Annotated in this window: 22 protein-coding genes and 1 tRNA gene; 12 read left to right on the top strand and 11 right to left on the bottom strand. The window is 61.1% G+C overall.

What is annotated here, in order from left to right:
* Positions 1 to 11 precede the first annotated feature (11 nt).
* The 3 genes from phrB to ACLEJQ_RS01655 all read left to right on the top strand — a co-directional run bounded on the left by phrB (position 12) and on the right by ACLEJQ_RS01655 (position 2679).
* Positions 12 to 1472, top strand: coding sequence for a deoxyribodipyrimidine photo-lyase (gene phrB / locus ACLEJQ_RS01645; protein WP_440791644.1), 1461 nt, complete (start codon positions 12 to 14; stop codon positions 1470 to 1472).
* Between the two features lie 99 nt (positions 1473 to 1571).
* Complete coding sequence (locus tag ACLEJQ_RS01650; RefSeq protein WP_440791537.1) at positions 1572 to 2345, top strand: SDR family NAD(P)-dependent oxidoreductase; 774 nt, start codon at positions 1572 to 1574, stop codon at positions 2343 to 2345.
* Positions 2346 to 2373: 28 nt separating this feature from the next.
* Positions 2374 to 2679 carry a YkgJ family cysteine cluster protein gene (locus ACLEJQ_RS01655; protein WP_440791539.1) on the top strand — a complete coding sequence of 102 codons (306 nt, stop codon included), beginning with the start codon at positions 2374 to 2376 and terminating at the stop codon, positions 2677 to 2679.
* Between the two features lie 187 nt (positions 2680 to 2866).
* Here the strand turns inward: ACLEJQ_RS01655 and ACLEJQ_RS01660 are convergent, their stop codons facing one another.
* From ACLEJQ_RS01660 to hemA, 6 genes are all read right to left on the bottom strand, one after another.
* Complete coding sequence (locus ACLEJQ_RS01660; protein WP_440791540.1) at positions 2867 to 3385, bottom strand: acyloxyacyl hydrolase; 519 nt, start codon at positions 3383 to 3385, stop codon at positions 2867 to 2869.
* Between the two features lie 116 nt (positions 3386 to 3501).
* The gene (gene murI / locus ACLEJQ_RS01665; RefSeq protein WP_440791542.1) at positions 3502 to 4293 is read right to left on the bottom strand and encodes a glutamate racemase; all 792 of its coding nucleotides are present in this window, start codon (positions 4291 to 4293) and stop codon (positions 3502 to 3504) included.
* Positions 4286 to 5041 carry a molybdopterin-synthase adenylyltransferase MoeB gene (locus ACLEJQ_RS01670; RefSeq protein WP_440791544.1) on the bottom strand — a complete coding sequence of 252 codons (756 nt, stop codon included), beginning with the start codon at positions 5039 to 5041 and terminating at the stop codon, positions 4286 to 4288. Before ACLEJQ_RS01670 ends, murI begins: the two co-directional genes overlap by 8 nt.
* Positions 5035 to 5865, bottom strand: a complete 831-nt coding sequence (prmC, locus tag ACLEJQ_RS01675; RefSeq protein WP_440791546.1) for a peptide chain release factor N(5)-glutamine methyltransferase — start codon at positions 5863 to 5865, stop codon at positions 5035 to 5037. Before prmC ends, ACLEJQ_RS01670 begins: the two co-directional genes overlap by 7 nt.
* Before the next feature lie 11 nt (positions 5866 to 5876).
* Positions 5877 to 6959 carry a peptide chain release factor 1 gene (gene prfA / locus ACLEJQ_RS01680; protein ID WP_440791548.1) on the bottom strand — a complete coding sequence of 361 codons (1083 nt, stop codon included), beginning with the start codon at positions 6957 to 6959 and terminating at the stop codon, positions 5877 to 5879.
* Positions 6956 to 8245: a glutamyl-tRNA reductase gene (gene hemA, locus ACLEJQ_RS01685; protein ID WP_440791550.1), complete on the bottom strand. Its 1290-nt coding sequence runs from the start codon at positions 8243 to 8245 to the stop codon at positions 6956 to 6958. Before hemA ends, prfA begins: the two co-directional genes overlap by 4 nt.
* A 172-nt stretch (positions 8246 to 8417) precedes the next feature.
* On the opposite strand from hemA, the gene ACLEJQ_RS01690 reads away from it, so the two are divergent.
* The 8 genes from ACLEJQ_RS01690 to ychF all read left to right on the top strand — a co-directional run bounded on the left by ACLEJQ_RS01690 (position 8418) and on the right by ychF (position 15331).
* On the top strand, positions 8418 to 10142 hold the full coding sequence (locus ACLEJQ_RS01690; protein ID WP_440791552.1) for a tetratricopeptide repeat protein: 1725 nt from the start codon (positions 8418 to 8420) through the stop codon (positions 10140 to 10142).
* Positions 10143 to 10146: 4 nt separating this feature from the next.
* On the top strand, positions 10147 to 10764 hold the full coding sequence (gene lolB / locus ACLEJQ_RS01695) for a lipoprotein insertase outer membrane protein LolB (RefSeq protein ID WP_440791554.1): 618 nt from the start codon (positions 10147 to 10149) through the stop codon (positions 10762 to 10764).
* Between the two features lies 1 nt (position 10765).
* A complete protein-coding gene (ispE, locus tag ACLEJQ_RS01700; protein ID WP_440791556.1) occupies positions 10766 to 11617 on the top strand; it encodes a 4-(cytidine 5'-diphospho)-2-C-methyl-D-erythritol kinase in 852 nt (283 codons plus the stop codon).
* Positions 11618 to 11654: 37 nt separating this feature from the next.
* Positions 11655 to 11729, top strand: a tRNA-Gln gene (locus tag ACLEJQ_RS01705).
* Positions 11730 to 11776: 47 nt separating this feature from the next.
* The gene (locus ACLEJQ_RS01710; protein WP_003171603.1) at positions 11777 to 12718 is read left to right on the top strand and encodes a ribose-phosphate pyrophosphokinase; all 942 of its coding nucleotides are present in this window, start codon (positions 11777 to 11779) and stop codon (positions 12716 to 12718) included.
* 139 nt (positions 12719 to 12857) lie between these two features.
* Complete coding sequence (locus tag ACLEJQ_RS01715) at positions 12858 to 13460, top strand: 50S ribosomal protein L25/general stress protein Ctc (protein WP_440791558.1); 603 nt, start codon at positions 12858 to 12860, stop codon at positions 13458 to 13460.
* A 164-nt stretch (positions 13461 to 13624) separates the two neighbouring features.
* Positions 13625 to 14209 (top strand): aminoacyl-tRNA hydrolase, encoded by a 585-nt coding sequence (gene pth / locus ACLEJQ_RS01720; RefSeq protein ID WP_003185374.1) that lies wholly within the window; start codon positions 13625 to 13627, stop codon positions 14207 to 14209.
* A gap of 21 nt (positions 14210 to 14230) precedes the next feature.
* On the top strand, positions 14231 to 15331 hold the full coding sequence (gene ychF / locus ACLEJQ_RS01725) for a redox-regulated ATPase YchF (RefSeq protein ID WP_440791560.1): 1101 nt from the start codon (positions 14231 to 14233) through the stop codon (positions 15329 to 15331).
* Positions 15332 to 15421: 90 nt separating this feature from the next.
* Here the strand turns inward: ychF and ACLEJQ_RS01730 are convergent, their stop codons facing one another.
* The 5 genes from ACLEJQ_RS01730 to ACLEJQ_RS01750 all read right to left on the bottom strand — a co-directional run bounded on the left by ACLEJQ_RS01730 (position 15422) and on the right by ACLEJQ_RS01750 (position 21811).
* Positions 15422 to 17482, bottom strand: a complete 2061-nt coding sequence (locus ACLEJQ_RS01730) for a calcium-binding protein (RefSeq protein WP_440791562.1) — start codon at positions 17480 to 17482, stop codon at positions 15422 to 15424.
* Positions 17483 to 17624: 142 nt separating this feature from the next.
* Positions 17625 to 18212: a hypothetical protein gene (locus ACLEJQ_RS01735; protein WP_440791564.1), complete on the bottom strand. Its 588-nt coding sequence runs from the start codon at positions 18210 to 18212 to the stop codon at positions 17625 to 17627.
* Positions 18213 to 18215: 3 nt separating this feature from the next.
* Positions 18216 to 18659 carry a DUF3592 domain-containing protein gene (locus ACLEJQ_RS01740; protein ID WP_440791646.1) on the bottom strand — a complete coding sequence of 148 codons (444 nt, stop codon included), beginning with the start codon at positions 18657 to 18659 and terminating at the stop codon, positions 18216 to 18218.
* 74 nt (positions 18660 to 18733) lie between these two features.
* Complete coding sequence (locus ACLEJQ_RS01745) at positions 18734 to 20293, bottom strand: TerC family protein (protein WP_440791566.1); 1560 nt, start codon at positions 20291 to 20293, stop codon at positions 18734 to 18736.
* 300 nt (positions 20294 to 20593) lie between these two features.
* Positions 20594 to 21811, bottom strand: a complete 1218-nt coding sequence (locus ACLEJQ_RS01750; protein ID WP_440791568.1) for an MFS transporter — start codon at positions 21809 to 21811, stop codon at positions 20594 to 20596.
* A 331-nt stretch (positions 21812 to 22142) separates the two neighbouring features.
* Here ACLEJQ_RS01750 and ACLEJQ_RS01755 point away from each other — a divergent pair, with 331 nt between their 5' ends.
* A complete protein-coding gene (locus tag ACLEJQ_RS01755; protein WP_440791570.1) occupies positions 22143 to 24200 on the top strand; it encodes a methyl-accepting chemotaxis protein in 2058 nt (685 codons plus the stop codon).
* The last annotated feature ends 102 nt before the right edge of the window (positions 24201 to 24302 follow it).

The raw sequence follows: 24302 nt of genomic DNA on the forward strand, positions 1-24302 counted from the left end.
TGGAAAACAGTCTGCAACTGGTCTGGCTGCGCAGTGACTTGCGCGTGCACGACAACACCGCCCTGGCAGCAGCCGCTGCGCGGGGACCCTGTGTCGCGGTGTACTTGACGAGCCCGGCCCAGTGGCGGACCCATGACGACGCGCCGTGCAAGATTGATTTCTGGTTGCGCAACCTCGCGACGTTGAGCGCGGCACTGGATGAGCTGAATATTCCGTTGCTGATCCGCGACGCGGCGCAGTGGAGCCAGGCGCCGCAAGTGCTGCTGACGCTGTGCCGCGAACTTAATGTCGACGCGGTACATGTCAATGAAGAGTACGGGGTGAACGAGAGCCGTCGCGATACCGAAGTGGCTCGTACGCTGGCCGACCACGGGATTGCGTTCCACAGTTACCTTGACCAGTTACTATTCAAGCCCGGCACGATCCTGACCAGGACCGGCACTTATTTCCAAGTGTTCAGCCAATTTCGCAAGGTCTGCTACAGCCGTCTGCATCTTTCCTTACCAGGCCTGGTCCCGTCGCCGGTTCGACAGGCACCTGTGGGCATCGCCAGCGATCCGGTGCCCACGCAAATCGACGGCTTTGCGCCTCCTAGCCAAGCGCTGCGCGCCCTATGGCCCGCTGGCGAGACCGAAGCCCGACGGCGCCTGGAGACGTTTGTCGACCAACACATCGATTATTACCAGAGCGAACGGGATTTTCCGGCCAAGCCTGGTACCAGCCAACTGTCGGCATATCTGGCGACCGGCGTTGTCTCGCCGCGCCAGTGCCTGCATGCGGCGCTGCAAGCCAACCAGGGAGAATTCGAGAGCGGAAACGTCGGAACAGTGACCTGGATCAATGAATTGCTCTGGCGTGAGTTCTATAAACATATTCTGGTGGGCTTTCCACGCGTGTCGCGCCGCCGTGCATTCCGCCCGGAAACCGAGGCGCTGCCGTGGCGCAACGCCCCTGAAGAACTGGCGGCCTGGAAACAGGCACGCACCGGGCTGCCGATTATCGACGCGGCCATGCGTCAACTGTTGGAAACCGGGTGGATGCATAACCGTCTGCGGATGGTAGTGGCGATGTTCCTGACCAAGAACCTGCTGATCGACTGGCGCGAGGGCGAGCGTTTCTTCATGCAACACTTGATCGACGGCGACCTGGCGGCCAATAACGGCGGCTGGCAATGGAGCGCCTCCACCGGCACGGACGCATCGCCGTGGTTTCGGATATTCAATCCACTGAGTCAGTCGGAAAAGTTTGATCGAGAAGGCCGGTTCATCAGACATTGGCTACCCGAGTTGAACGATCTGGATAAGCAACAAGTCCATAACCCAAATCGTCAGGGCAGTTTGTTTGGCGCGGCGGATTACCCACCGCCCATCGTCGATCTGGCCCAATCCCGCGCTCGGGCGCTTTCTGCGTTCAGGAACCTGCCGGCGCGGCAGGACGCGACACTGCAAATGTCGGACGAGCAGCGAACATGAAATCGCCGCTGCTGGGATACGTAATTATTCAGCCGGCCATATAGTCGTACTAATACACGCAGCGCATCGAAGCGCCGCCGCGATCGATAGGAGTACCCAATGGATTCGAAGCAGCCACGGCGATATTGGCTCACCGGTGCCGGCAACGGGATCGGTGCGTCGCTGGCTGAAGCGCTGCTGGAAACGGGCGCGCACCTGGCAGTCAGTTCTGGCAGTGTCCAATCGAATGAAGCCCTGTCGTTACGCTATCCGGGACAAGTGCTGACGCTGCCGGGCAACTTGACCGACAGCCAGACCGTGCGTGAACTTGGCGAGCGGATCGCCCGGGACTGGGGATCCCTGGACACCCTGATCATCAACGCCGGAACGGCTGAGTACATCGGCGGGCAAACGACTGATCACACGTTTATCGAGCATCTGCTGCGCAGCAACCTGCTCGTCGCCAGTTATTGCATTGAAGTCGCCGAGCCTCTTTTGCGCAGCGGTACCGCACCGCATCTGGTGGGCATTGCCAGCCCGGCGACGTATCTGCCACCGACGGCCACCGAAACGAATGGCGGCGGGATGCGTTATCTGTTCGAAAAGGCTCGCGCCGACCTCGCCATTCAGGGCATCGATGTGACAATGGTTCATCCGGGGTATGACAAGCCACCCGCAGGCCATGAGGATTGTTTTTCGGCTCCGGTCCGGTGGACACCTGACGAAGCGGCACGGCACATTCTCGAGCATTTGTTGGAGCGCCCCCATGAATTGGCCTTGCCCGTCATGTCCATGACCGCTCTCTGGCCTCTCTCTTCATCGGTCGAGCACCTGCCGGCGGATACCAACGCTTGCCAGACGAAAAACGACGACCCGATCAAGGGACGACGCTGAGCCGCGCAACTGCCTTACACTGCGCGCCATGAAAACCATCCCTGTCCAGGAAATCAGCGCCCCCGCCGTCAGTTGCTCGACGTGCGCGGCGTGTTGCTGCCAGTTGGAAGTGATGTTGATCACCGACACCGGCGTTCCACAGCGCTTTATCGACACCGATGACTGGGGTGGGGAAGTGATGCGGCGGCTAGATGACGGATGGTGCGCGGCCTTGGACCGCGACAGCATGAGATGCACGATCTACGAGAACCGCCCGCTGATTTGCCGCGAATTCGAAATGGGTGCAGCGGAATGCATCGAAGAACGCCGGGGAATCACGACGGCGTATCGCTGAATCACCGTCTACCGAACCACCGCCATCGCGAGCAGGCTCGCTCCCACAGGCTGCGGTAGACGCAGATCCGGTGTTCACCAAAAACCAATGTGGGAGCGAGCCTGCTCGCGATGGCGGTGGGTCAGCCAGCATCGAGGTGACTGACCCACCGCTTTCGCGAGCAGCCTCGCTCCCACAGGTCTGGGTATTACAGCGGCATTGTGTAGTGCAGCGCGAAGCTTTCTACACCGTCGTTGGTCGACTTGATGCCGGCGTTGGAATAGTGCGTAGCGCGAATACCCACTTCATGTCCGCCATTGAAGCGCAGGCCCAAACCGATGCGGTCTTCGAACTGGAACGCCGTGCCAAGCTTGTTGCTTTCCACTTCGGTATTGGCAAACAACGCGACGCCGATACCGGCTTCGACGTAAGGCTTGATGTTCTGACCGGCAAACTCATACACAAACACTGGCGAGAACGACAGGCTGTGGTTGCTGGCTTTGTCATCGCCATCCCAATAGGTGTAGGCCCCGCTCCAGTAGCCGGTCAAGCGACCCACGTCGCTCTGCAACCAACTCTTGTCCCAATCGAACTGCATACCCAAGCGATAGGTCATGGTCGAGTCACTGGTCTGGCCGACCCCGAATTCCACGCCCGCCGCCTGTGCGGTGTAAGTGTGCCCCAGCAATGCAGCCGCAAATGCGGCAAAGCAGAATAAGCGCTTCATTAGAAACATCCTTTTCCGTACAGACTTTAGTTAGTTTTTCGTTACAACAGACTGAGCTATAGAAATCTGCGTTTAAGCAGAAGTTCAGCCCGTTTTACGTAATTTTCACATTTTGCCTACAGATCGAAGCTTCGCACACTGCCAGACGAATGCCATAGCATTGGTAGGATTTTTCCTAAATATTCTGGATCCGCGCTGCTCCAGAATCGAGTTTCGCTGGCCGGCCCTTCAGCCAGCACCCCACGTTCGGCCAACAGACGCTGAAGTTGCCGGGCCACGGCAGCGCCGGTATCGATCAAACTGATGTGTTCAGGGATCATCTGCTTGAGCAACGGCTTGAGAAATGGGTAATGAGTACAGCCCAGGATCAACGTGTCGCAGCCGGCTGCCAGCAGGGGCTCGACGTAGTGCTGCAACAGTTGGCGCAGGGCCGCACTGTGCAGGTCCCCGGTTTCGATCAGTTCCACCAGACCAGGACACGGCTGGGTGATGACCCGCACGTCAGTGGCGAAGCGGTCGAGCAAGGCGGCGAACTTGGCGCTCTGCAAGGTGCCGGTGGTGGCGAGGACGCCGACGATGCCGCTGCGGGTGGCGGCTGCCGCCGGCTTGACCGCTGGCTCCATGCCGACGATGGGCCAGTCGGGAAAGTCGCGCCGCAGATCGGCCACGGCGGCAACCGTCGCGGTATTGCACGCGACCACCAGGGCCTTGGCGCCCTGCCTCAGGAGAAAGTCAGCAATGATCGCACAGCGCTGTCGGATGAACTCCGGGGTTTTCTCGCCGTAGGGAATATGCCCACAGTCCGCGACGTACAGCAACGACTCATTGGGCAACAATTGACGGATCTCTCCCAACACCGAGAGCCCGCCGACACCCGAGTCAAGCACTCCGACCGGCGCTTCACTCATGCGCACCACCACACACGCTGCAACCTGGGTCACGCTTGACTCGCAGTTCCCGGAAGCGTGTGCCCAAGGCATCGATCAATAACAGACGCCCCACCAGCGGCTCACCGAAACCGGCCAGCAGCTTCAACGCCTCCAGTGCTTGCAGACTCCCCACCAGTCCCACCAGCGGCCCAAGCACACCCGCTTCGCTACAGGTCAGCTCGGCTTCGCTGCCGTGGCCATAGAGGCAGTGATAACAGGGACTCTCGGCACGGCGCGGATCGAACACCGATAACTGCCCCTCCAGACGAATCGCCGCGCCACTGACCAGCGGTTTGCCTGCCGATACACACGCTGCGTTCACTGCCTCGCGGGTCGAGAAATTGTCGGAGCAGTCCAGCACCACATCCACGACCGCCACCGCGGCGGCCAGGCTGTCTTCGTCCATGGCCGCTGGATGAGGCACCAGCCGCACCTCAGGGTTGATGGCCGTCAGGCGACGGATCGCCGAATCGACCTTGCTCAGGCCGACGCTGTCGGTGTCATGGATGATCTGGCGTTGCAGGTTGGTCAGGTCGACCGTGTCGAAATCCGCCAGGTGCAACTCGCCGACGCCAGCCGCCGCCAGATACAAGGCCACCGGGGCGCCGAGGCCGCCCAGGCCGACGATCAGCACGCGGCCCTGCTTGAGGCGCAACTGGCCGTCGATGTCGACGTGTTGCAACAGAATCTGCCGGCTATAACGCAACAGCTCCTGATCGTTCAGCACGGCAGGCACCCCAGGCTGATGCGCTCATGACCGCCCAGGTCCTGGCGACTGTGGACTTCCATCATCCCTTGGGCGCGAAGCAAGTCACGCACCGCCTCGGCCTGATCGTAGCCATGTTCGAGCATCAGCCAGCCTCCCGGTGCGAGGTGCGCCGGTGCCTGGGCAATGATCTCGCGCAGGTCATCCAGGCCATCCTGCCCCGCCACCAGCGCACTGGCCGGCTCGAAGCGCACGTCACCCTCGGCCAGATGCGGATCCGTGGCGGCGATGTAGGGCGGATTGCTGATGATCAACTCGAAGCGCTCGCCGTCCAGTGCACTGAACCAATGGCTGCTCAAGACAGTGACATTGCGCAGGTCCAGGCGTTGGCGATTGCGTTCGGCCAGGGCCACCGCCTCCAGCACGCGGTCCACCGCGGTGACCTTCCAGGCCGGTCGCTCGCTGGCCAGCGCCAGGGCAATCGCGCCGCTGCCGGTGCCCAGGTCCAGGACCCGGGCCGGCGTGGCGGGTAGCAAGGCCAGCGCGGTTTCCACCAGCAGCTCGGTGTCGGGACGCGGGATCAACGTGTGGGGCGCCACTTCCAGGTCGAGTTTCCAGAAGCCCTGCTGCCCCAGGATGTAGGCCACCGGCTCGCCGGAACGTCGACGCCGCAGGTATTCGGAAAACAGCAAGGCAGCTTCGCTCGGCACGATGCGCTCGGGCCAGGTGTGCAGGAAGCTGCGGGACTTGCCCAGCGCAGCCGCCAGCAACAGTTCGGCGTCCAGGCGAGCAGTGGGCGAATCCGGCAGCTCGGCGGCGCGGAGCAAACTGGCGATGATGGTCATGGATTCACCTCTTACTCGCCGATCGCAGCCAACTGGTCGGCCTGGTATTCGGCCAGCAACGGCTCGATGACCGCTTCGACACCGCCGGCAAGAATCTCATCGAGCGAATACAGGGTCAGGTTGACGCGGTGGTCGGTAACCCGGCCCTGGGCAAAGTTGTAGGTGCGGATCCGCTCGGAACGGTCGCCCGAGCCCACCAGCAGCTTGCGCTCACTGGCAATGGCGTTGGCGGCGGCGCTGGTCTGCTGGTCGTTGAGCTTGGCCGACAACCAGGCCATGGCCCGCGCCCGGTTCTTGTGCTGGGAACGTTCTTCCTGGCACTCCACCACGATGCCAGAAGGCAAGTGAGTGATGCGGATCGCCGAGTCGGTCTTGTTGACGTGCTGGCCGCCCGCGCCGGAGGAACGGTAGGTATCGATGCGCAAGTCCGCCGGATTGATCTCGATGGCTTCCTGCTCATCTGGCTCGGGTAACACCGCCACGGTGCAGGCCGAGGTGTGGATACGCCCCTGGGACTCGGTAGCCGGCACCCGTTGTACCCGGTGCGCGCCGGACTCGAACTTCAGCTTGCCGTAGACGTTGTCGCCCTCGACCCGGGCAATCACCTCTTTATAACCCCCGTGTTCGCCTTCGTTCTCCGAAAGGATTTCCACGCGCCAGCCACGCCGCTCGGCGTAGCGTGAATACATGCGGAACAGGTCGCCGGAGAAAATCGCCGCTTCGTCGCCGCCGGTGCCGGCACGGATTTCGAGGAACACGTTGCGCCCGTCGTTCGGGTCCTTGGGCAGCAGCATGCGTTGCAGGTTGCTCTCCAGCTCGACCAACTGCTCCTTGGCTTCGCGAACTTCTTCTACCGCCATTTCCCGCAGGTCCGGGTCGCTGTCCTTGAGCAGCGCCTGAGCACCTTCAAGATCAGTCTGCACTTTGAGCAACTGTTTATAGGTGGCGACAATCGGCTCGACTTCCGCATATTCCTTGGAATAGGTGCGGAATTTGTTCTGGTCGGAAATGACCTCGCCATCGCCGAGCAAGGCGGTCAGTTCTTCGAAACGGTCCTGGAGAACATCCAGTTTATTGAGCAGTGACGCTTTCATTGCGGTTTTTTATCCGAAAAACTATCCGGTGAACCCTCACCGAGGGCAAAGAGTTCCTGGGCCATGGCCAGCGCATCGAGGCGGCCTTCGGCGGTCAGTTTCTTGAGCTGGACGCTGGGGGCGTGGAGCAATTTGTTGGTCAACCCGCGAGCCAGTTGCACCAGCACCTCCTCGGCGTTGCCGCCGTTGGCCAGCAGGCGCTGGGCCTTTTGCAACTCCTCGTCGCGCAGGCGTTCGCTTTGCTGACGATAGGCCTTGAGCACATCCACCGCCGCCAGCTCACGCAGGCGCACCATGAAATCCTCGGCGCCGACGTTGACCATCTCTTCGGCCGCCTGGGCCGCGCCTTGCCGGCTCTTGAGGTTCTCGGCGACCACTTCGTGCAGGTCGTCGACACTGTAGAGATAGACATCATCCAGTTCGCCGACTTCCGGCTCGATATCCCGGGGAACAGCGATGTCTACCATGAAGATCGGCTTGTGCTTGCGCAGTTTCAAGGCGCTTTCCACCGCGCCCTTGCCCAGGATCGGCAACTGGCTGGCGGTGGAACTGATGACGATGTCGCTGTGCACCAGCTCCGCCGGAATGTCCGCCAGCAGCACCGCATGGGCACCGAACTGTTCGGCAAGGGTGCTGGCCCGTTCCAGGGTCCGGTTGGCGACCACGATGCGTTTGACCCCCAGGTCGTGAAGATGGCGGGCGACCAGGGTGATGGTCTCGCCGGCGCCGATCAGCAGCGCCTGGCTGCGTTGCAGGTCGCTGAAAATCTGTTTCGCCAGGCTGACGGCGGCGAATGCCACGGACACCGGGTTCTCGCCGATGGCCGTGTCGGTGCGCACCTGCTTGGCGGCATTGAAGGTGGCCTGGAACAGCCGCCCCAGCAACGGGCCGACGGTGCCCGCCTCGCGGGCCACGGCGTAGGCCGACTTCATCTGGCCGAGGATCTGCGGCTCGCCCAGCACCAGCGAGTCGAGCCCCGAGGCGACGCGCATCATGTGACGAACGGCCGCATCGTCCTCGTGCACATAAGCACTGGCCCGCAGCTCTTGCAGGCTCAGATTGTGGTAATCGGCCAGCCAGCGCAGCACCGACTCGGCCGAAACGTGATCCTGTTCTATATAAAGCTCGCTGCGATTGCAGGTGGAGAGGATCGCGGCTTCGCGGCTGTCGGTGAGTCGGCAGAGCTGCTGCAGGGCCTCCACCAGCTGCTCAGGCGTAAAGGCCACGCGCTCGCGGACATCTACTGAAGCAGTCTTGTGGTTGATACCAAGTGCAAGGAAGGCCATTCAAGGTCGCTGATGGTGACGTGAAGCCGGCAATTGTCCTACTTCGCAGAATCCAGAACAACCACCCGATCTCTATCGCGCCGGCCAATCGCGTAAATCGACGGGGCGGTTATGTTTGACCCAAGGCTTGTGTCATGATGATCCGACCGCAGGTTAGTCGTCCTCTTCCTATATGAATAGATCTTCCGCGTTGCTCCTCGCTTTAGCCTTGCTCAGCGGCTGCCAGTCCATGGCCCCCGTTTCGACGGACGGTACGCCGCCGGTCGAAGACAGCACCCCGGCGCCTGAAAAGCCCAAGGTCTACGGCTCGTTCAGTGAAGAAACCATTTTCAGCCTGTTGAGCGCCGAGCTGGCGGGCCAGCGCAACCGCTTCGACATCGCGCTGGACAACTACGTGACCCAGGCCATCAATACTCAGGATCCGGGCATTTCCGAGCGGGCATTTCGCATCGCCGAGTATCTGGGCGCCGACCAGCCCGCGCTGGATACGGCGCTGATCTGGGCGAAGAATGCCCCGGACGACCTCGAAGCGCAGCGCGCCGCGGCCATACAACTGGCGCGGGCCGGGCGCTACGACGATTCCATGATGTATATGGAGAAAGTCCTGCTGGGCAAGGGCGACACCCATTTCGACTTCCTCGCGCTGTCGGCCGCCGACACCGACCAGGAAACCCGCAACGGCCTGATGAAAAGCTTCGACCGCCTGTTGCAGCGCCACCCGAACAACGGCCAGCTGATTTTCGGCAAGGCCCTGCTGTTGCAACAGGACGGTGACAGCAAAGGCGCCCTCAGGCTGCTGGAGGACAACCCGCCGGAAGCCGGCGAAGTGGCGCCGATCCTGTTGCGCGCCCGTCTGCTGCAAGGCCTGGACCGTGGCGACGAAGCGTTGCCACTGTTGGAAAAAAGCATCAGGAAATACCCGGATGACAAGCGCCTGCGCCTCACCTACGCCCGCATGCTGGTGGAAAACAACCGCATGGACGACGCCAAGGTGGAGTTCTCCAGCCTGGTCCAGCAATACCCCGAAGACGACGAGTTGCGCTATTCCCTGGCATTGGTCTGCCTGGAAGCCAAGGCCTGGGACGAGGCCAAGGGCTACCTGGAAGACCTGATCGCCCGGGACAGCCACGTCGACTCGGCCCACCTGAACCTTGGCCGCATCGCCGAAGAACGCAACGACCCCGAGAGCGCATTGATCGAGTACGCCCAGGTCGGCCCGGGCAATGACTATCTGCCGGCCCAGTTGCGCCAGGCCGATATCCTGATCGGCAATGGCAAGGCCGCCGAAGCCCAGAGCCGCCTCGCCGTGCAGCGCGATGCCCAGCCGGACTACGGCATCCAGCTGTACCTGATCGAAGCCGAGACCCTGTCGGCCAACAATCAGGGCGACAAGGCCTGGAATGTCCTGCAACAAGCCTTGAAACAGTATCCGGACGATCTGAACCTGCTGTACACCCGGGCCATGCAGGCGGAAAAACGCAATGACCTGGCGCAGATGGAAAAAGACCTGCGCCTGATCATCCAGCGCGATCCGGACAATGCCATGGCCCTCAACGCGTTGGGCTACACCCTGTCGGATCGCACCACCCGCTACGACGAAGCCAAGGTGCTGATCGAACAGGCCCACCAGATCAATCCGGAAGACCCGGCGGTGCTCGACAGCCTCGGCTGGGTGAATTTCCGCCTGGGCAACCTCGATGAAGCCGAGCGCCTGTTGCGCCAGGCCCTGGAGCGTTTTCCCGACCAGGAAGTCGCCGCTCACCTGGGCGAAGTGCTGTGGGCCAACGGCAAGCAGCGCGAGGCCCGGCAGATCTGGAGCAAATTCCTCAAGGACCAGCCCGACAGCCCGATTTTGCGCGGCACCATCAAACGCCTGACCGGATCAGAGACCCTTTAAGCTTATGTTTTTGCGCCATTTCATCGTTTTCAGCTTCATTGCCCTGCTCGCCGGTTGCGCGGGCTTCGGCGCCCGTGAATCCGTCCAGGGCCATGGCAACCCGGCCCAGTGGCGTGAACACAAGGAACAATTGAGCGGCCTCGACGGCTGGCAGATCGACGGCAAGATCGGTATCCGCGCACCGAAGGACTCGGGCAGCGGCACGCTGTTCTGGCTGCAACGCCAGGACTACTACGACATTCGCCTGTCCGGCCCGCTGGGGCGCGGCGCGGCGAGGTTGACCGGTCGTCCGGGCCAGGTCTCACTGGAAGTTGCCAACCAGGGTCGTTACGACGCTCCCTCGCCTGAAGCCCTGCTGGAAGAGCAACTGGGCTGGAAGTTGCCTGTCTCTCATCTGACCTGGTGGGTTCGCGGGCTGCCGGCCCCGGACAGCAAGAGTCGCTTGACCCTGGACGGCGACAGCCGCCTGTCCAACCTGGAACAGGATGACTGGCAGATCGAATACTTGAGCTACGCCCAACAGAACGGCTATTGGCTGCCCGAACGCATCAAGCTGCATGGCAGCAACCTCGATGTCACGCTGGTGATCAAGCAATGGCAGCCGCGCAAGCTGGGGCAATGACATGACCGCGCCACGCCTGACCCTGCCCTCCCCGGCCAAGCTCAACCTGATGTTGCACATCCTCGGGCGTCGTCCGGATGGTTATCACGAGTTGCAGACGATTTTCCAGTTCCTGGATTACGGCGACGAGATCACCTTTGCCGTGCGCGACGATGGAGTGATTCGGCTGCACACCGAATTCGAAGGTGTGCCCCACGACAGCAACCTGATCGTGAGGGCCGCTAGAAAACTCCAGGAACAATCCGGATGCGCGCAGGGCGTCGATATCTGGATCGAAAAAATCCTGCCCATGGGCGGTGGCATCGGCGGCGGCAGCTCGAATGCGGCGACCACGCTGCTGGGGCTCAACCACTTGTGGCAGCTGGATTGGGACGTGGATCGCCTGGCCGACCTGGGCCTGACCCTGGGCGCCGATGTGCCGGTTTTCGTGCGTGGCCACGCGGCTTTCGCCGAGGGCGTCGGGGAAAAACTCACGCCAGTCGAGCCCGAAGAACCCTGGTACCTGGTACTGGTGCCGCAAGTCTCTGTAAGTACAGCAGAAATTTTTTCAGATCCACTGTTGACACGTAACTCTCCTCCCATTAAAGTGCGCCCCGTTCCCAAGGGAAACAGTCGAAATGACTGCTTACCGGTGGTAGCGAGGCGTTACCCAGATGTTCGTAACGCTTTGAATTTGTTAGGTAAATTTACCGAAGCAAAACTCACCGGAACTGGAAGTTGTGTGTTTGGGGGCTTCCCAAGCAAAGCTGAAGCTGATAAAGTCTCGGCCCTTCTGACAGAGACCCTTACAGGGTTTGTAGCAAAGGGAAGCAACGTTTCGATGTTGCATCGCAAGCTGCAAGACCTGCTCTAAACGGAATCGAGTGCTGGGCACTCGCAGCAACAGATACAGGGGCGTCGCCAAGCGGTAAGGCAGCAGGTTTTGATCCTGCCATGCGTTGGTTCGAATCCAGCCGCCCCTGCCATTTTCCTATACTCATCCAGGTATACCCTCAGCCTTCAGGTACTGCGCGTGTCCAAGATGATGGTCTTTACGGGGAACGCTAACCCCGATCTGGCTCGGCGTGTCGTACGTCAGCTGCATATCCCTCTCGGTGACATTTCTGTCGGTAAGTTCTCCGACGGCGAAATCACTGCCGAGATCAATGAAAACGTCCGCGGTAAAGACGTCTTCATTATTCAGCCGACTTGCGCTCCGACCAACGACAACCTGATGGAACTCGTCGTGATGGCTGATGCCTTCCGTCGTTCCTCGGCTACTCGTATCACTGCTGTAATTCCTTACTTTGGTTATGCCCGCCAGGATCGCCGTCCGCGTTCCGCACGTGTGGCCATCAGCGCGAAAGTCGTGGCTGACATGCTCACCGTCGTTGGCATCGACCGTGTCCTCACGGTTGACCTGCACGCGGACCAGATCCAGGGCTTCTTCGATATTCCCGTGGACAACATCTACGGCTCCCCGGTCCTGGTGGATGACATTGAAGATCAGCGCTTCGAAAACCTGATGATCGTGTCCCCGGACATTGGCGGAGTCGTGCGTGCACGCGCAGTGGCCAAATCCCTGGGCGTGGATCTGGGCATCATCGACAAGCGTCGTGAAAAAGCCAATCACTCCGAAGTGATGCACATCATCGGCGACGTCGAAGGGCGTACCTGTATCCTGGTCGATGACATGGTCGATACCGCCGGCACCCTGTGCCACGCGGCCAAGGCCCTGAAAGAGCACGGCGCTGCCAAGGTCTTTGCCTACTGCACACACCCTGTGCTGTCGGGTCGGGCGATCGAGAACATTGAAAATTCCGTGCTGGACGAGCTGGTGGTCACTAACACCATCCCGCTGTCCGCAGCAGCACAAGCCTGTGCGCGTATCCGTCAACTGGATATCGCACCGGTGGTTGCCGAAGCGGTCCGCCGCATCAGCAATGAAGAATCGATCAGCGCGATGTTCCGTTAAGGGCCCTGCCCTTTCGATGACAACCCGCTGACGAAAAGCGCCCCGCCCCAACACTCATGTTGGGGCGGGGCTTTTTTGCCCATACCGCTTTGACGTCGGTCGCAGACGTCACCCGGGATGGCTATTTTGGAGATACAAAATGACTGATTTCGTTCTGAACGCCCAAGCGCGTACCGACCTGGGGAAAGGTGCGAGCCGCCGCCTGCGTCGTCTCGCCAGCCAGGTTCCTGCCGTTGTATACGGTGGCGACAAGGCCCCTGAGTCCATCACCATGCTGGCCAAAGAAGTGGCCAAGCTGTTCGAAGACGAGGCTGCCTTCAGCCACGTAATCGAGCTGAACGTCGATGGCAAGAAGCAAAACGTCATCGTTAAAGCGATGCAGCGTCACCCGGCCAAGCAGTTCATCATGCACGCCGACTTCATCCGCGTCGTGGCTGGCCAGAAACTGACCGCTACCGTTCCAGTGCACTTCATCAACGAAGCTGCTCCGATCAAGAAAGGCGGCGAAATCTCGCACGTGACTTCCGAGCTGGAAGTTTCCTGCCTGCCGAAAGACCTGCCTGAGTTCATCGAAGTCGACCTGGCTGACGCCGAAATCGGCACCATCGTTCACCTGTCCGACCTCAAGGCTCCTAAAGGCGTTGAGTTCGTTGCCCTGGCGCACGGTGATGACAAGGCTGTTGCCAACGTCCACGCTCCACGTGTTGCTCCAGAAGCTACCGAAGAAGGCGCTGCAGAGTAATTTCACTCTGTCGCCGGAGTGACCGGAAACATCGCGGACTGGAACGTAGCGAGACAGCGGGCGAGAACGCGAAGTTTACTTAACGGTAGATCCGCCATTTCGTCCACTGTCGCCAAACCGACTGACGCGACCTTGTTATCCACACTCCAGGAAGGGCCCCTATCGTGACTGCCATCAAACTGATCGTTGGCTTGGGAAATCCAGGCGCTGAATACGAACAGACCCGGCATAACGCAGGGGCCCTTTTTGTTGAGCGCATCGCGCACGCACAAGGCGTCAGCCTGGCGGCCGATCGCAAATATTTCGGCCTGACCGGACGCTTCTCGCATCAAGGTCAGGATGTTCGCCTGTTGATTCCCACCACCTACATGAACCGCAGCGGCCAGGCCGTGGCGGCATTGGCCGGTTTCTTCCGCATCAAGCCTGAAGAAATCCTGGTGGCCCACGACGAACTCGACCTGCCTCCGGGCGTTGCCAAGCTCAAGCAGGGCGGCGGCCATGGCGGTCACAACGGGTTGCGCGACATCATTGCGCAACTGGGTAATCAGAATACATTCCACCGCCTGCGGCTCGGCATCGGCCACCCGGGCGTCGCCAGCATGGTGTCAAATTTTGTCCTGGGTCGTGCGCCTCGCGCCGAACAGGAAAAACTCGATGCCAGCATCGACTTTGCCCTCGGCGTGCTGCCGGATATCCTCGCCGGTGAATGGAACCGCGCGATGAAAAACCTGCACAGCCAGAAGGCCTGACTCTTACCGAGGGGAAACACCATGGGATTCAATTGCGGCATCGTCGGCCTGCCTAACGTCGGCAAGTCCACCCTGTTCAACGCCCTGACCAAATCCGGTATCGCGGCCGAGAACTTCCCCTTCTGCACCATCGAACCGAACAGCGGTATCGTGCCAATGCCGGATGCACGCCTGGATGCCCTGGCCGCCATCGTCAATCCCAAGCGCATCCTGCCGACCACCATGGAATTCGTCGACATCGCGGGCCTGGTGGCCGGCGCCTCGAAAGGCGAAGGCCTGGGCAACAAGTTCCTCGCCAACATCCGCGAGACCGATGCCATCGCCCACGTGGTGCGCTGCTTTGAAGACGAAAACGTGATTCACGTCTCCAACAGCGTCGACCCGAAACGCGACATCGAGATCATCGACCTGGAACTGATCTTCGCCGACCTCGACAGCTGCGAAAAACAACTGCAGAAAGTTGCCCGCAACGCCAAGGGTGGCGACAAGGACGCGGTCGTCCAGAAGGGTTTGCTGGAACAGCTGATCGCGCACTTCACCGAAGGCAAGCCGGCGCGCAGCCTGATGAAGAACATGAGCACCGAAGAGAAGCTGGTGATCAAGGGCTTCCACCTGCTGACCACCAAGCCGGTCATGTACATTGCCAACGTCGCTGAAGACGGCTTCGAGAACAACCCGCACCTGGACGTGGTCAAGGCCATCGCCGAAGAAGAAGGCGCCGTGGTGGTTCCGGTGTGCAACAAGATCGAAGCGGAAATCGCCGAGCTGGATGACGGTGAAGAGAAGGACATGTTCCTGGAGGCCCTGGGCCTGGAAGAACCTGGCCTGAACCGCGTGATCCGCGCCGGTTACGAGATGCTCAACCTGCAGACTTACTTCACCGCCGGTGTTGAAGAAGTCCGCGCCTGGACCGTCCGCGTCGGCGCCACCGCCCCACAAGCGGCCGGGGTGATCCACACCGACTTCGAGAAAGGCTTCATCCGCGCCGAAGTCATCGCCTACGCCGACTTCATCCAGTACAAGGGTGAAGCCGGTGCCAAGGAAGCCGGCAAATGGCGTCTGGAAGGCAAGGAATACATCGTCAAGGATGGCGACGTGATGCACTTCCGCTTTAACGTCTGATGTAGCTGGCATTAAAAAAGCCGCGTTGATTCGCGGCTTTTTTGTGAGCGAAGCATCAGCATCGCCCCATGTGGGAGAGCCAAGCCTGCATCAGCCCAACAGATGCCCTGGATCGACCTCCGGCACCACCCCGATCAGCCCTACCCCGGCGTCGGGTGCCACGATCAGGTTGTCGTTATCCAGGCTTTCCCGCCAGTCCCCGGCCAGTGCAATCTGGAACCAATGACCTTGGGCGTCTGCTTCCACATCCGTCAGATAGGTGCGGTCCAGCGCCTGGTTGTAGACCATCTTCAACGTCGTGCTCGTCCCATCGCCAAGGCCGGTATAGCCCAGGGCCGATACATCGATCTTGTCGTCGACCGTGAAGCCTTCGATAAGGTCGACGGAGCTATGGCTGTCCGTCCGGTAGCTGTCCTCGGTAGAGGTGTAGCGGAACACATCGGCATTCTGCCGATTATCTGTCCACAACGAAATGTCGGACCTGTCTCCACCGTTAAGGCGGTCAGCGCCCCGTCCGCCAATGATGACATCCGCGCCGGCACCGCCATTGATACGGTCATTGCCGTCCAGACCGTGGATGATTTCCGACAATGCAGAGCCGGTCAGCGTATCGCTGGCGGACGTACCTTCGACGGTAGGCGCGGTGAACACCAGATTGGTGTCGTTCAATTGCCCCACCAGGTTGCCGTCCAAGGCCAGTTCAAAGCGTTGCCCCGAGGCATCGGCGTCGTAGCTCTTGAGGTAAGTGCGCGTGCCGTCAGCGCTGGCCTGGACCGCCAAGGTGCCGTCATGGCCGTTGCCAATGCCAGTGAAGCCCAGGCCAATCAGGTCAATGCGGTCGCGGGCGGCGTCGAAATCCAGGATCCGGTCGCTGTTGCCTTGCGTCGCAGTGCGGAAACTGTCGCTCAGTTCACCGAAACGGAAGATGTCCGCGCCTGCGCCCCCTTGCAAAAGGTCGCGCCCGCCGTTGCCTTGGAGCACATCGTCCCCCGCCAGGCCGCGGATCACTTCGTTGGCATCGCTGCCCTGCAAGATCTCTTCGCCGGCGTAACCGTCCACATGGAGCTTGCCGTCCTGGCTGCCGAAGCCGGTATCGACAGTGCCATCAGCGTTAAAACGGATGATGCTGAAATCACCGCTGTTCGTGCCGGCCGCCAGGATCTTGCCATCTCCCTGCACCGTCAAGGCCACCGGCGTATCGGCTTCGAAGTTCACCGTACCCTTGGAGCCGAAGGTGGTATCGAAGGAGCCGTCAGCGTTAAGCCGGGCGACAGTCACCCGCGCGTCTTCGCCATGGCCCATGACGATGATCTTGCCGTCAGCTTGCAGGGTGATCACCGAGCCTTCGCCGAAACCCATGGCAGGGTTCAGGTAGAGGACACCGTCATCACCAAACCGGGTATCGAGCTGACCATCGGGGCCGAAGCGCTGCAGGGCGTACGTTGGATCACCCAAGCCGGCAGCATTGTAAGCAGCGCCAACCACGACGCTTCCATCTGCGTGCACCGCCGTGGAAATCGCTCCGTTGTAGTGTTCGTCTGCGGGAATGTTGACCGTCAGCATGCCTTTGTCGCCAAAGCCTTCGACCAGCGTGCCGTCATGATCGATGCGGGTCACTGTAGCCTGGTCAAACCCGCGGGCGCTGATCTGGAAGGTGCCATCGGTATTGGCCGTCAGGTCGATGTCCTTGAAACTGTGGTTGATGTCGACCGTCACCACGCCGTTTTGACCGAAGGCACTATCGCGCGTCCCGTCGCTGTTGTAGCGCTCCACCTGTATGCCGGTGTTCAGGGCGACGGCGACAAGCACCTTGCCATCGGATTGCACCGCAGTCAGCTCGTAGCGCGACGCCGGGGCGATCGCGGCAGGGACAATGTCGACACCACCTTCATGAAAGCCGGTGTCCAGCGTACCGTCCGCGTTCAGGCGGATGACCGAATGGTTCTGTTCGTAGCCGTAGCTCTCCTCGCCGGGCGCCCCGGGGTAACCCCACGCGAGGTACTCGGTATAGCCGCCGACTAGGATCTTGCCGTCCGGCTGGATAATGATGCTCTGGTTGGCGTCGAACTGGCCGGTAAGGTCGACCTGGACAGTGCCCGGGCCAGTTCTTACGGTGTGGGTACTTGCCGTCGTGCTATCGGTGTTTGCCATGGGATAGTCCTTTAAGGGGCACTGGAACCGTCGCTCCAGTAGAGCAATTGGGACTTGCTCGCCTTCCCATCGTTCCCACCGGCTGCGCTCGACCAAGGGCGTGCTCGATCCTGAGCGATGCCCCTTTTGGGTGTTGTGTGTCCTAGAACAGATAGCCCATGTAAATCGCCGCGCCACCACCGGCCTGCACGCCGGCATTCATGCCGGCCATCACCACCGCACCCTTGGCCGATTGCAGCAGTTGCCGGTTGACCGTGTTGGCAGCAATGATCGAAGTCACCGCGCTGGCGTTCAAGGCCACCGACAACGCCAGCAGCTTCGGATCGAGCCCGAATAACAGCGCGGTCGCCGAACCGCCCACCACCAGGCCTCCTCCCACTTCGGTGTACATGCACGGGCCGGTGATATCGTCTTCGGTCAGGTCACGGCTGGCCAGCGCGTCGCTGACAAACACTTTGCCGAAGCTGGGGAAAGCCTCGGCCGCGCCGGCCCCGCCCACGCTCTTGCCCTTGATCTGGATATTGACCTTACCGAAACGCGGCAGCCGCGCACCGAATCCGGCTCCTACGCCGACACCGCCATAACGGTAGCTGACGTCCTTGCCCTCCGGCGAGCGGAGGATAATCGAACCGCCACTGCCCGCCACCACGGCTACGGTCAGGCCGCCACCGCTGGCGGTCTGGTACTGCCAGCGGCTTTCATTGACCGGGATCGGAATGTTGTAACTCATGATTCAAAGTCCTTTATGTGATTGAACCGCACCGCGGCCGCGCTGGCGGATGATTGATGCCAGACCTGCAAAGGCGAACAAGAGACCCAGCGCCCCCAGCAACCCGGACGGCCCCCATAACGCACCTGAGTCATCGATGACCGCGCTGCCGGCCGGCTGCTCCGGCAAGTAATGAACGAGGACTGACTGCCCCTGCTGGTAGCCGAATATCAGGCCACCCTGGGGATAAGAGATTTTCTCGCCGGCGCCGGTGGTAAAGGCAATTTCAGGATGCGAACCGCCAGCATTCAATCGGCTGACGATGCCATCGGCGGTTTGTGCGTGGGCGAGGAAATCCCGACGCTCGAGGATCAGATTGGCGGCGATGGCCAGCAGGCCAAGACCAATCAACGCGAAAAGCAGGCCCAGCAGGATCTTGCCAATGGGGGATGGGGTGTCGTTAGCCATGATGTGTTCGGCTTCGTCCATGAAAAGGGATGCGAGAATACCAAGAAACCTCGGCAGATCGCATCCCCGGTAGGTCACCTCGCGGAAGAAGGCTGGCGCAACAGCACTCGCGTCACGCGACGCTCTTCGACCGCCATCACCGTCAGGCTCCATTCCTGCCACGTCAGTTGGTCGCCCTTCACCGGCAGCCGGTCGAGCAAACTCATGACCAGCCCGGCGAGCGTCTGGTAGTCCTCAGTCGCTTTCGCCTGGAACCCGGTGTGCTCACGCACCAGGCTGAGGTTCAGCGCGCCGCTGACCAGGAAGCCGTCCTCCTCGGCGACGATATTGGGGCCCTCTATTTCACTGGCATCCGGTAACTCACCGGCGATGGACTCCAGGATGTCAGTCATGGTGAGAAGACCGATGAAGTCACCGAATTCGTTGACCACGAACGCAATGTGAGTCGACGCTTTGCGCATCTGCTCCAGTGCGTTGAGGATCGTGAAACTGTCCAGCAGGCTGATGGCTTGACGGGCCATGACTTCCAGGTTGGGCTCGTTGCCGGCCAACAACTCTTTGTACAGCTCTTTCTTATGGACGAACCCCAAGGGCTCATCCACCCGTCCGTCGCGGATCAGCGGCAGCCTTGAGTACGACGAATGCATCAGCTTCGTGCGGATTTCCTGCGCCGAGTTGGCCAGGTCGATGTGGTCGATTTCGGCACGCGGGGTCATCACACTGCGTATCGGGCGCTCCGCCAACTGCAGCACGCCGCTGATCATGACCCGCTCCCGCCGATCGAAGACCTGCTCGACTTCATCACCCGCCAGCATGTCGGCGATTTCCTCACCGACTTCTTCGGCGTCCAGTTTCTGCCCTCCCAGCAGACGCAGGACCGCATGGGCGGTGCGCTCACGCATCGGGCGTTGACCTTGCAGGCTCTTCTTGCGTCGCGAACGGGCCAGTTGATTGAACAGCTCGATCAGGATCGAGAAGCCGATCGCGGCGTAGAGGTAGCCTTTGGGAATGTGGAACCCCAGACCCTCGGCCGTGAGGCTGAAGCCAATCATCATCAAGAAACCCAGGCACAGCATGATCACGGTCGGGTGCCCGTTGACGAATTTGGTCAAAGGTTTGCTCGCGACGATCATCAGGCCGATGGAGAAGATCACCGCGATCATCATCACCGACAGATGCTCCACCATGCCCACGGCGGTGATCACCGCGTCCAGGGAGAACACTGCATCGAGCACCACGATCTGCGCCACGATCGGCCAGAACAGCGCATAGGTCGCGTTGCCTGAACGTTGCGCCACATGCCCTTCGAGGCGTTCATGCAGTTCCATGGTGGCCTTGAACAACAGGAACACACCCCCGAACAGCATGATCAGGTCGCGGCCCGAGAATGTCTTGTCGAAGACCTCGAACAACGGCGCGGTCAGCGTCACCATCCAAGAAATGCTCGCCAGCAGGCCGAGGCGCATCAACAGCGCAAGGGACAGGCCGATGACACGGGCACGGTCGCGCTGCTCGGGTGGCAGCTTGTCCGCCAGGATGGCGATAAAGACGAGGTTGTCGATGCCGAGCACCAGCTCCAGCACGATGAGGGTCAGCAGGCCAAGCCATGCCGTGGGGTCGACGATCCATTCCATGGGAGTCAGTGGCTCCCTTGCAAGGTCATCGCGGGGTTAGCGCGAGGTGAGGATGGGAAACAGCGACTGGGAGGTTCCTGGAGAGTGCTCATAAGGGCCTGAACGTAATTGGGGAAAAAATCCTACAACGTTTCAGGCCATGTCATACGAAGCGAAGTATTACCGGATCTGACAGAACCTCCCCCACTGCAAAAACCGTGGCGAGGGAATTCAACAAAACGTCGTACCGCCCCGTTGGGCTGCGAAGCAGCCCCGGTTACTTCTGAGGTCATTGCGCTCAGTCTTCGGCTGCTGCCCGGTTCAGGCTTTTTTAGTCCGCGGCAGGAAAATCGCCAGTACCCCGAACAATGGCAGGAACGAGCACAACCAATACACGTATTCGATGCCACGAATGTCTGCCAGGTGGCCGAGCAACGCGGCACCGATCCCGCCGAAACCGAACATCAGCCCAAAGAACACCCCGGCGATCATGCCGACATTGCCCGGCACCAGTTCCTGGGCATATACGACGATGGCCGAGAATGCCGAGGCTAGGATGAAGCCGATCACGACGCTGAGAATGCTGGTCCACAGCAGGTCGACATGGGGCAGGATCAAGGTGAAGGGCGCCACGCCCAGGATCGAGAACCAGATCACCGCCTTACGTCCGATACGGTCGCCGATCGGGCCACCGAAGAACGTGCCCGCCGCCACTGCGCCGAGGAACAGGAACAGATGCAACTGGGACGAGGCCACCGACAGGTCGAATTTCTCGATCAGGTAAAAGGTGAAATAGCTGGTGAAACTGGCCATGTAGAAGTACTTGGAGAACACCAGCAGCCCCAGCACCACCAAGGCACCCAGCACCCGGCCCTTGGACAAACCGTGGGTCGCCGCCTGGCCTTGCTTGAGCTTGAACAGGTTCAGATGGTTGGCGTACCAACGGCTGATGCGATAGAGCACGAATAGCGCAAACAGGGCGAACAATCCGAACCAGGCCACGTTGCCCTGGCCGTAGGGAATGATGATCGCCGCGGCTAGCAGCGGGCCGAAGGCTGAGCCGGCGTTACCGCCGACCTGGAACGTCGATTGCGCCAGCCCGTAACGACCGCCCGAGGCCAGTCGCGCCACCCGCGAGGCTTCCGGATGGAACGTCGACGAGCCGATGCCGATCAGCGCCGCCGCCAGCAGGATCAATGCGAAGTTGCCGACCATGGACATCATCACAATACCGATCAACGTACACACCGTGCCGGACGGCAACAACCAGGGCTTGGGATGCCGGTCCGTGTGATAACCGACCCAGGGCTGCAACAGAGAAGCCGTCAGCTGGAACGTCAGTGTGATCAGGCCCACCTGGGTGAAGGTCAGGCCGTAGCTGTCCTTGAGCATCGGGTAGATCGAAGGCAGCACGGCCTGGATCAGGTCATTGATCAGGTGCGCCAGCGCCACGGCGCCGATGATTCGCATCACCAGCGGGTTGCTTTGGGCGGCGGCAGAAATGGGCGGTGCTTCGGCCTGGGTATTGCTGATAGCCATGGGGAGTTTCCATACGACGGATGGGTGCGCGCGGCAGGTGCGTCAATGTGCCATTTTTCGGTGCAACAAGGCTATCCCCTTAGCTTGCTATCGACCACCGAAATTGTCGGAAACCACGGTGATAGCGCAACGCCATGGTCTGAATCTTGCCTTGTAAATCCGTTATAACGCGGCCCCTTACAAAGGGGACCGAGAATGGGAAGTTTCGCTACAGAGCTGGCCTACCGCGCCGATGTGGACGAACTTTCGAGGCCTTTTAAAAGGACATCCGTTTCGACACTGGTGCAAAAAGGCACCAAAACAGTGCACGGATGTTCGGGGGAGTATGGGCATGCAGGCTTTTCTATCACCCGGAATCAGATGGCTGGGACGTTTCGGCTTCGCTCGTAAGTTCCAACTGCTGTTTTTGCTGTTCATCCTGCCATTGATGGGCAGCCTGTGGCTCATCGGCCAGGATTACCGCGAAAAACTCAACCTGATTTCCGGAGAACGCGCCGGCGTGCGCCAGTTGCTGGCCCTGGACAATCTCGACAACCTGCTCACCGCCCAGCGCGACCGCGCCGCCCGCTGGCGTGCCACGGAAACCAATCGGCAACCCACGCCGGCCACCCTGGCTGCGATGGCCGCGTTCGACGCAGTGCAACCGTCGCTCAACCAGGCCGCCAATGACTTGGGAACGACCTTGCAAGCCGAAGGTGCCGAAGCCGACACCCTCGCCCGCTATCAGGCCCTGCAAACCAGCCTCAACGGCCTGGACTCCAAAAGCCTGGGTGCCGTGGGCTGGTGGCCTGACGGCTATGACCGATTCACCGCCGCCCTCAGCGCCTTGCAAGCCCTGCGCGAGCAAATGGTCATGGATAATCGCCTGACCCTGGCCTCCTGGCTTGAAACCTATTTGCTGACCCAGATTGCGACCCAGCAGACGCCGGACCTGATCGAACGGGTCGGTCGCCTGGCCAGCGTCGGCCAGGCCTCTGTGGTATCAGGCCAATTCACCTTGCAGAGCCGCCTGCAATTGCGGGACCTGCGCAGCCGTATCGGCGATGCCCGGGATCAACTGATCAAGACCGGAGCGTTGCTGGAAACGCGCCTTCCCAGCGAATTGCGGACGTGGGCGGAACAGTACCAAGGCAGCCTCAAGCATCTGGACGCCGGCCTGAAAGTGCTGGATGACGGTGTGTTCGGTGGCTCGATCACCCTCAAGCCGGACGCCTTCGAGAAACACATGGACGCCTTGCTGGGCGATTTGGCGACGCTGCGGCAGCAGTCACTGGTGGCGCTGGACACTCGGTTGGATCACTACCACGCCACAGCGATTCGCCAGTTCACCTTGGTCGCCACCGTGCTGGGCTGCCTGGTGCTGGCGGCGCTTTACCTGTTCGTCTGCCTGCAAGCCTCGATCCGCCGCAGCGCCAGCGGCATCACGCTGCTGGCCGAGGCCCTGCGTGACGGCAACCTGAGCCTGCAAGTGCCGGTACAAGGACGCGACGAACTGGCCGGCATCAGCACCGCTCTCAACGTTGCCGTGGTGCAACTGCGCAACAGCCTGCTGGGGGTGGATCACGAGACATTGCAGTTGAGTGATGCCGTGCGCACCCTCAATACCCATTCCAGCGGCGCCTTGGGCGAAGTCGAGGCCCAACAGATGCAGATCAGCCAGATCGCGGCCGCCGCGACCCAACTGGCCGCCACTTCCCAGGGCGTCGCGAAAAGCTGTGAACAGGCCGCCGACAGCGCCCAGCAGACCCGCCGCATCGCCGCCGACAGCAGCCGTGACAGCCAGCGCACCACGGCGAGCATCCAGCAACTCAACCAGCGGCTCAACGAGACCGCTGCCGCATTGGGCCGGGTCAGCGAGCAGGGGCAACAGATCCAACTGGTGGTCGACACCATTCGTGGCGTGGCCGAGCAGACCAACCTGCTGGCCCTCAACGCCGCCATCGAAGCGGCGCGCGCCGGGGAACAGGGCCGGGGTTTCGCCGTAGTGGCCGATGAGGTACGCAGCCTGTCGCAACGCACCCAATCCTCCACCCAACAGATTGCCAGCACCGTCGACAGCCTGCGCGCCACCGTGACCGAAGCGGTCAGCCTGATGGAAGCCGCCTGCGGCCAGGCCCAGACCGACGCCCAGGCCGTCACCGGCCTGGGTGAGCGCCTGGGTGAAATCGCCACCGCCGTGCAAAGCGTGACCGACACCCTGGCGCAAATTGCCACGGCGGTGGACGAACAGGCCAGCACCGCCGATGAGGTCAGCGGCAATATCCAGCAGGTCGATCAGGCGGCCATGCGCCTGCTCGATGGCGCCCGGGCCGTGAACCTGGCGGCGGACACCCTGAGCCAGGGAAGCCAGGCCCTGAGTGCCAACACGGGGAGATTTCAACTCGGCTGACAGGTATTTGCAGCGAGGATGGATAAGCGGTTGAAAGCGCAGAGAAATATTTCAGCTTTGCGCTTGACACATCTTCGCTACCAGCGAATAATGCGCGCCACT

This window comes from Pseudomonas sp. SMV71 (genome assembly GCF_052042015.1).
Lineage (GTDB): Bacteria > Pseudomonadota > Gammaproteobacteria > Pseudomonadales > Pseudomonadaceae > Aquipseudomonas.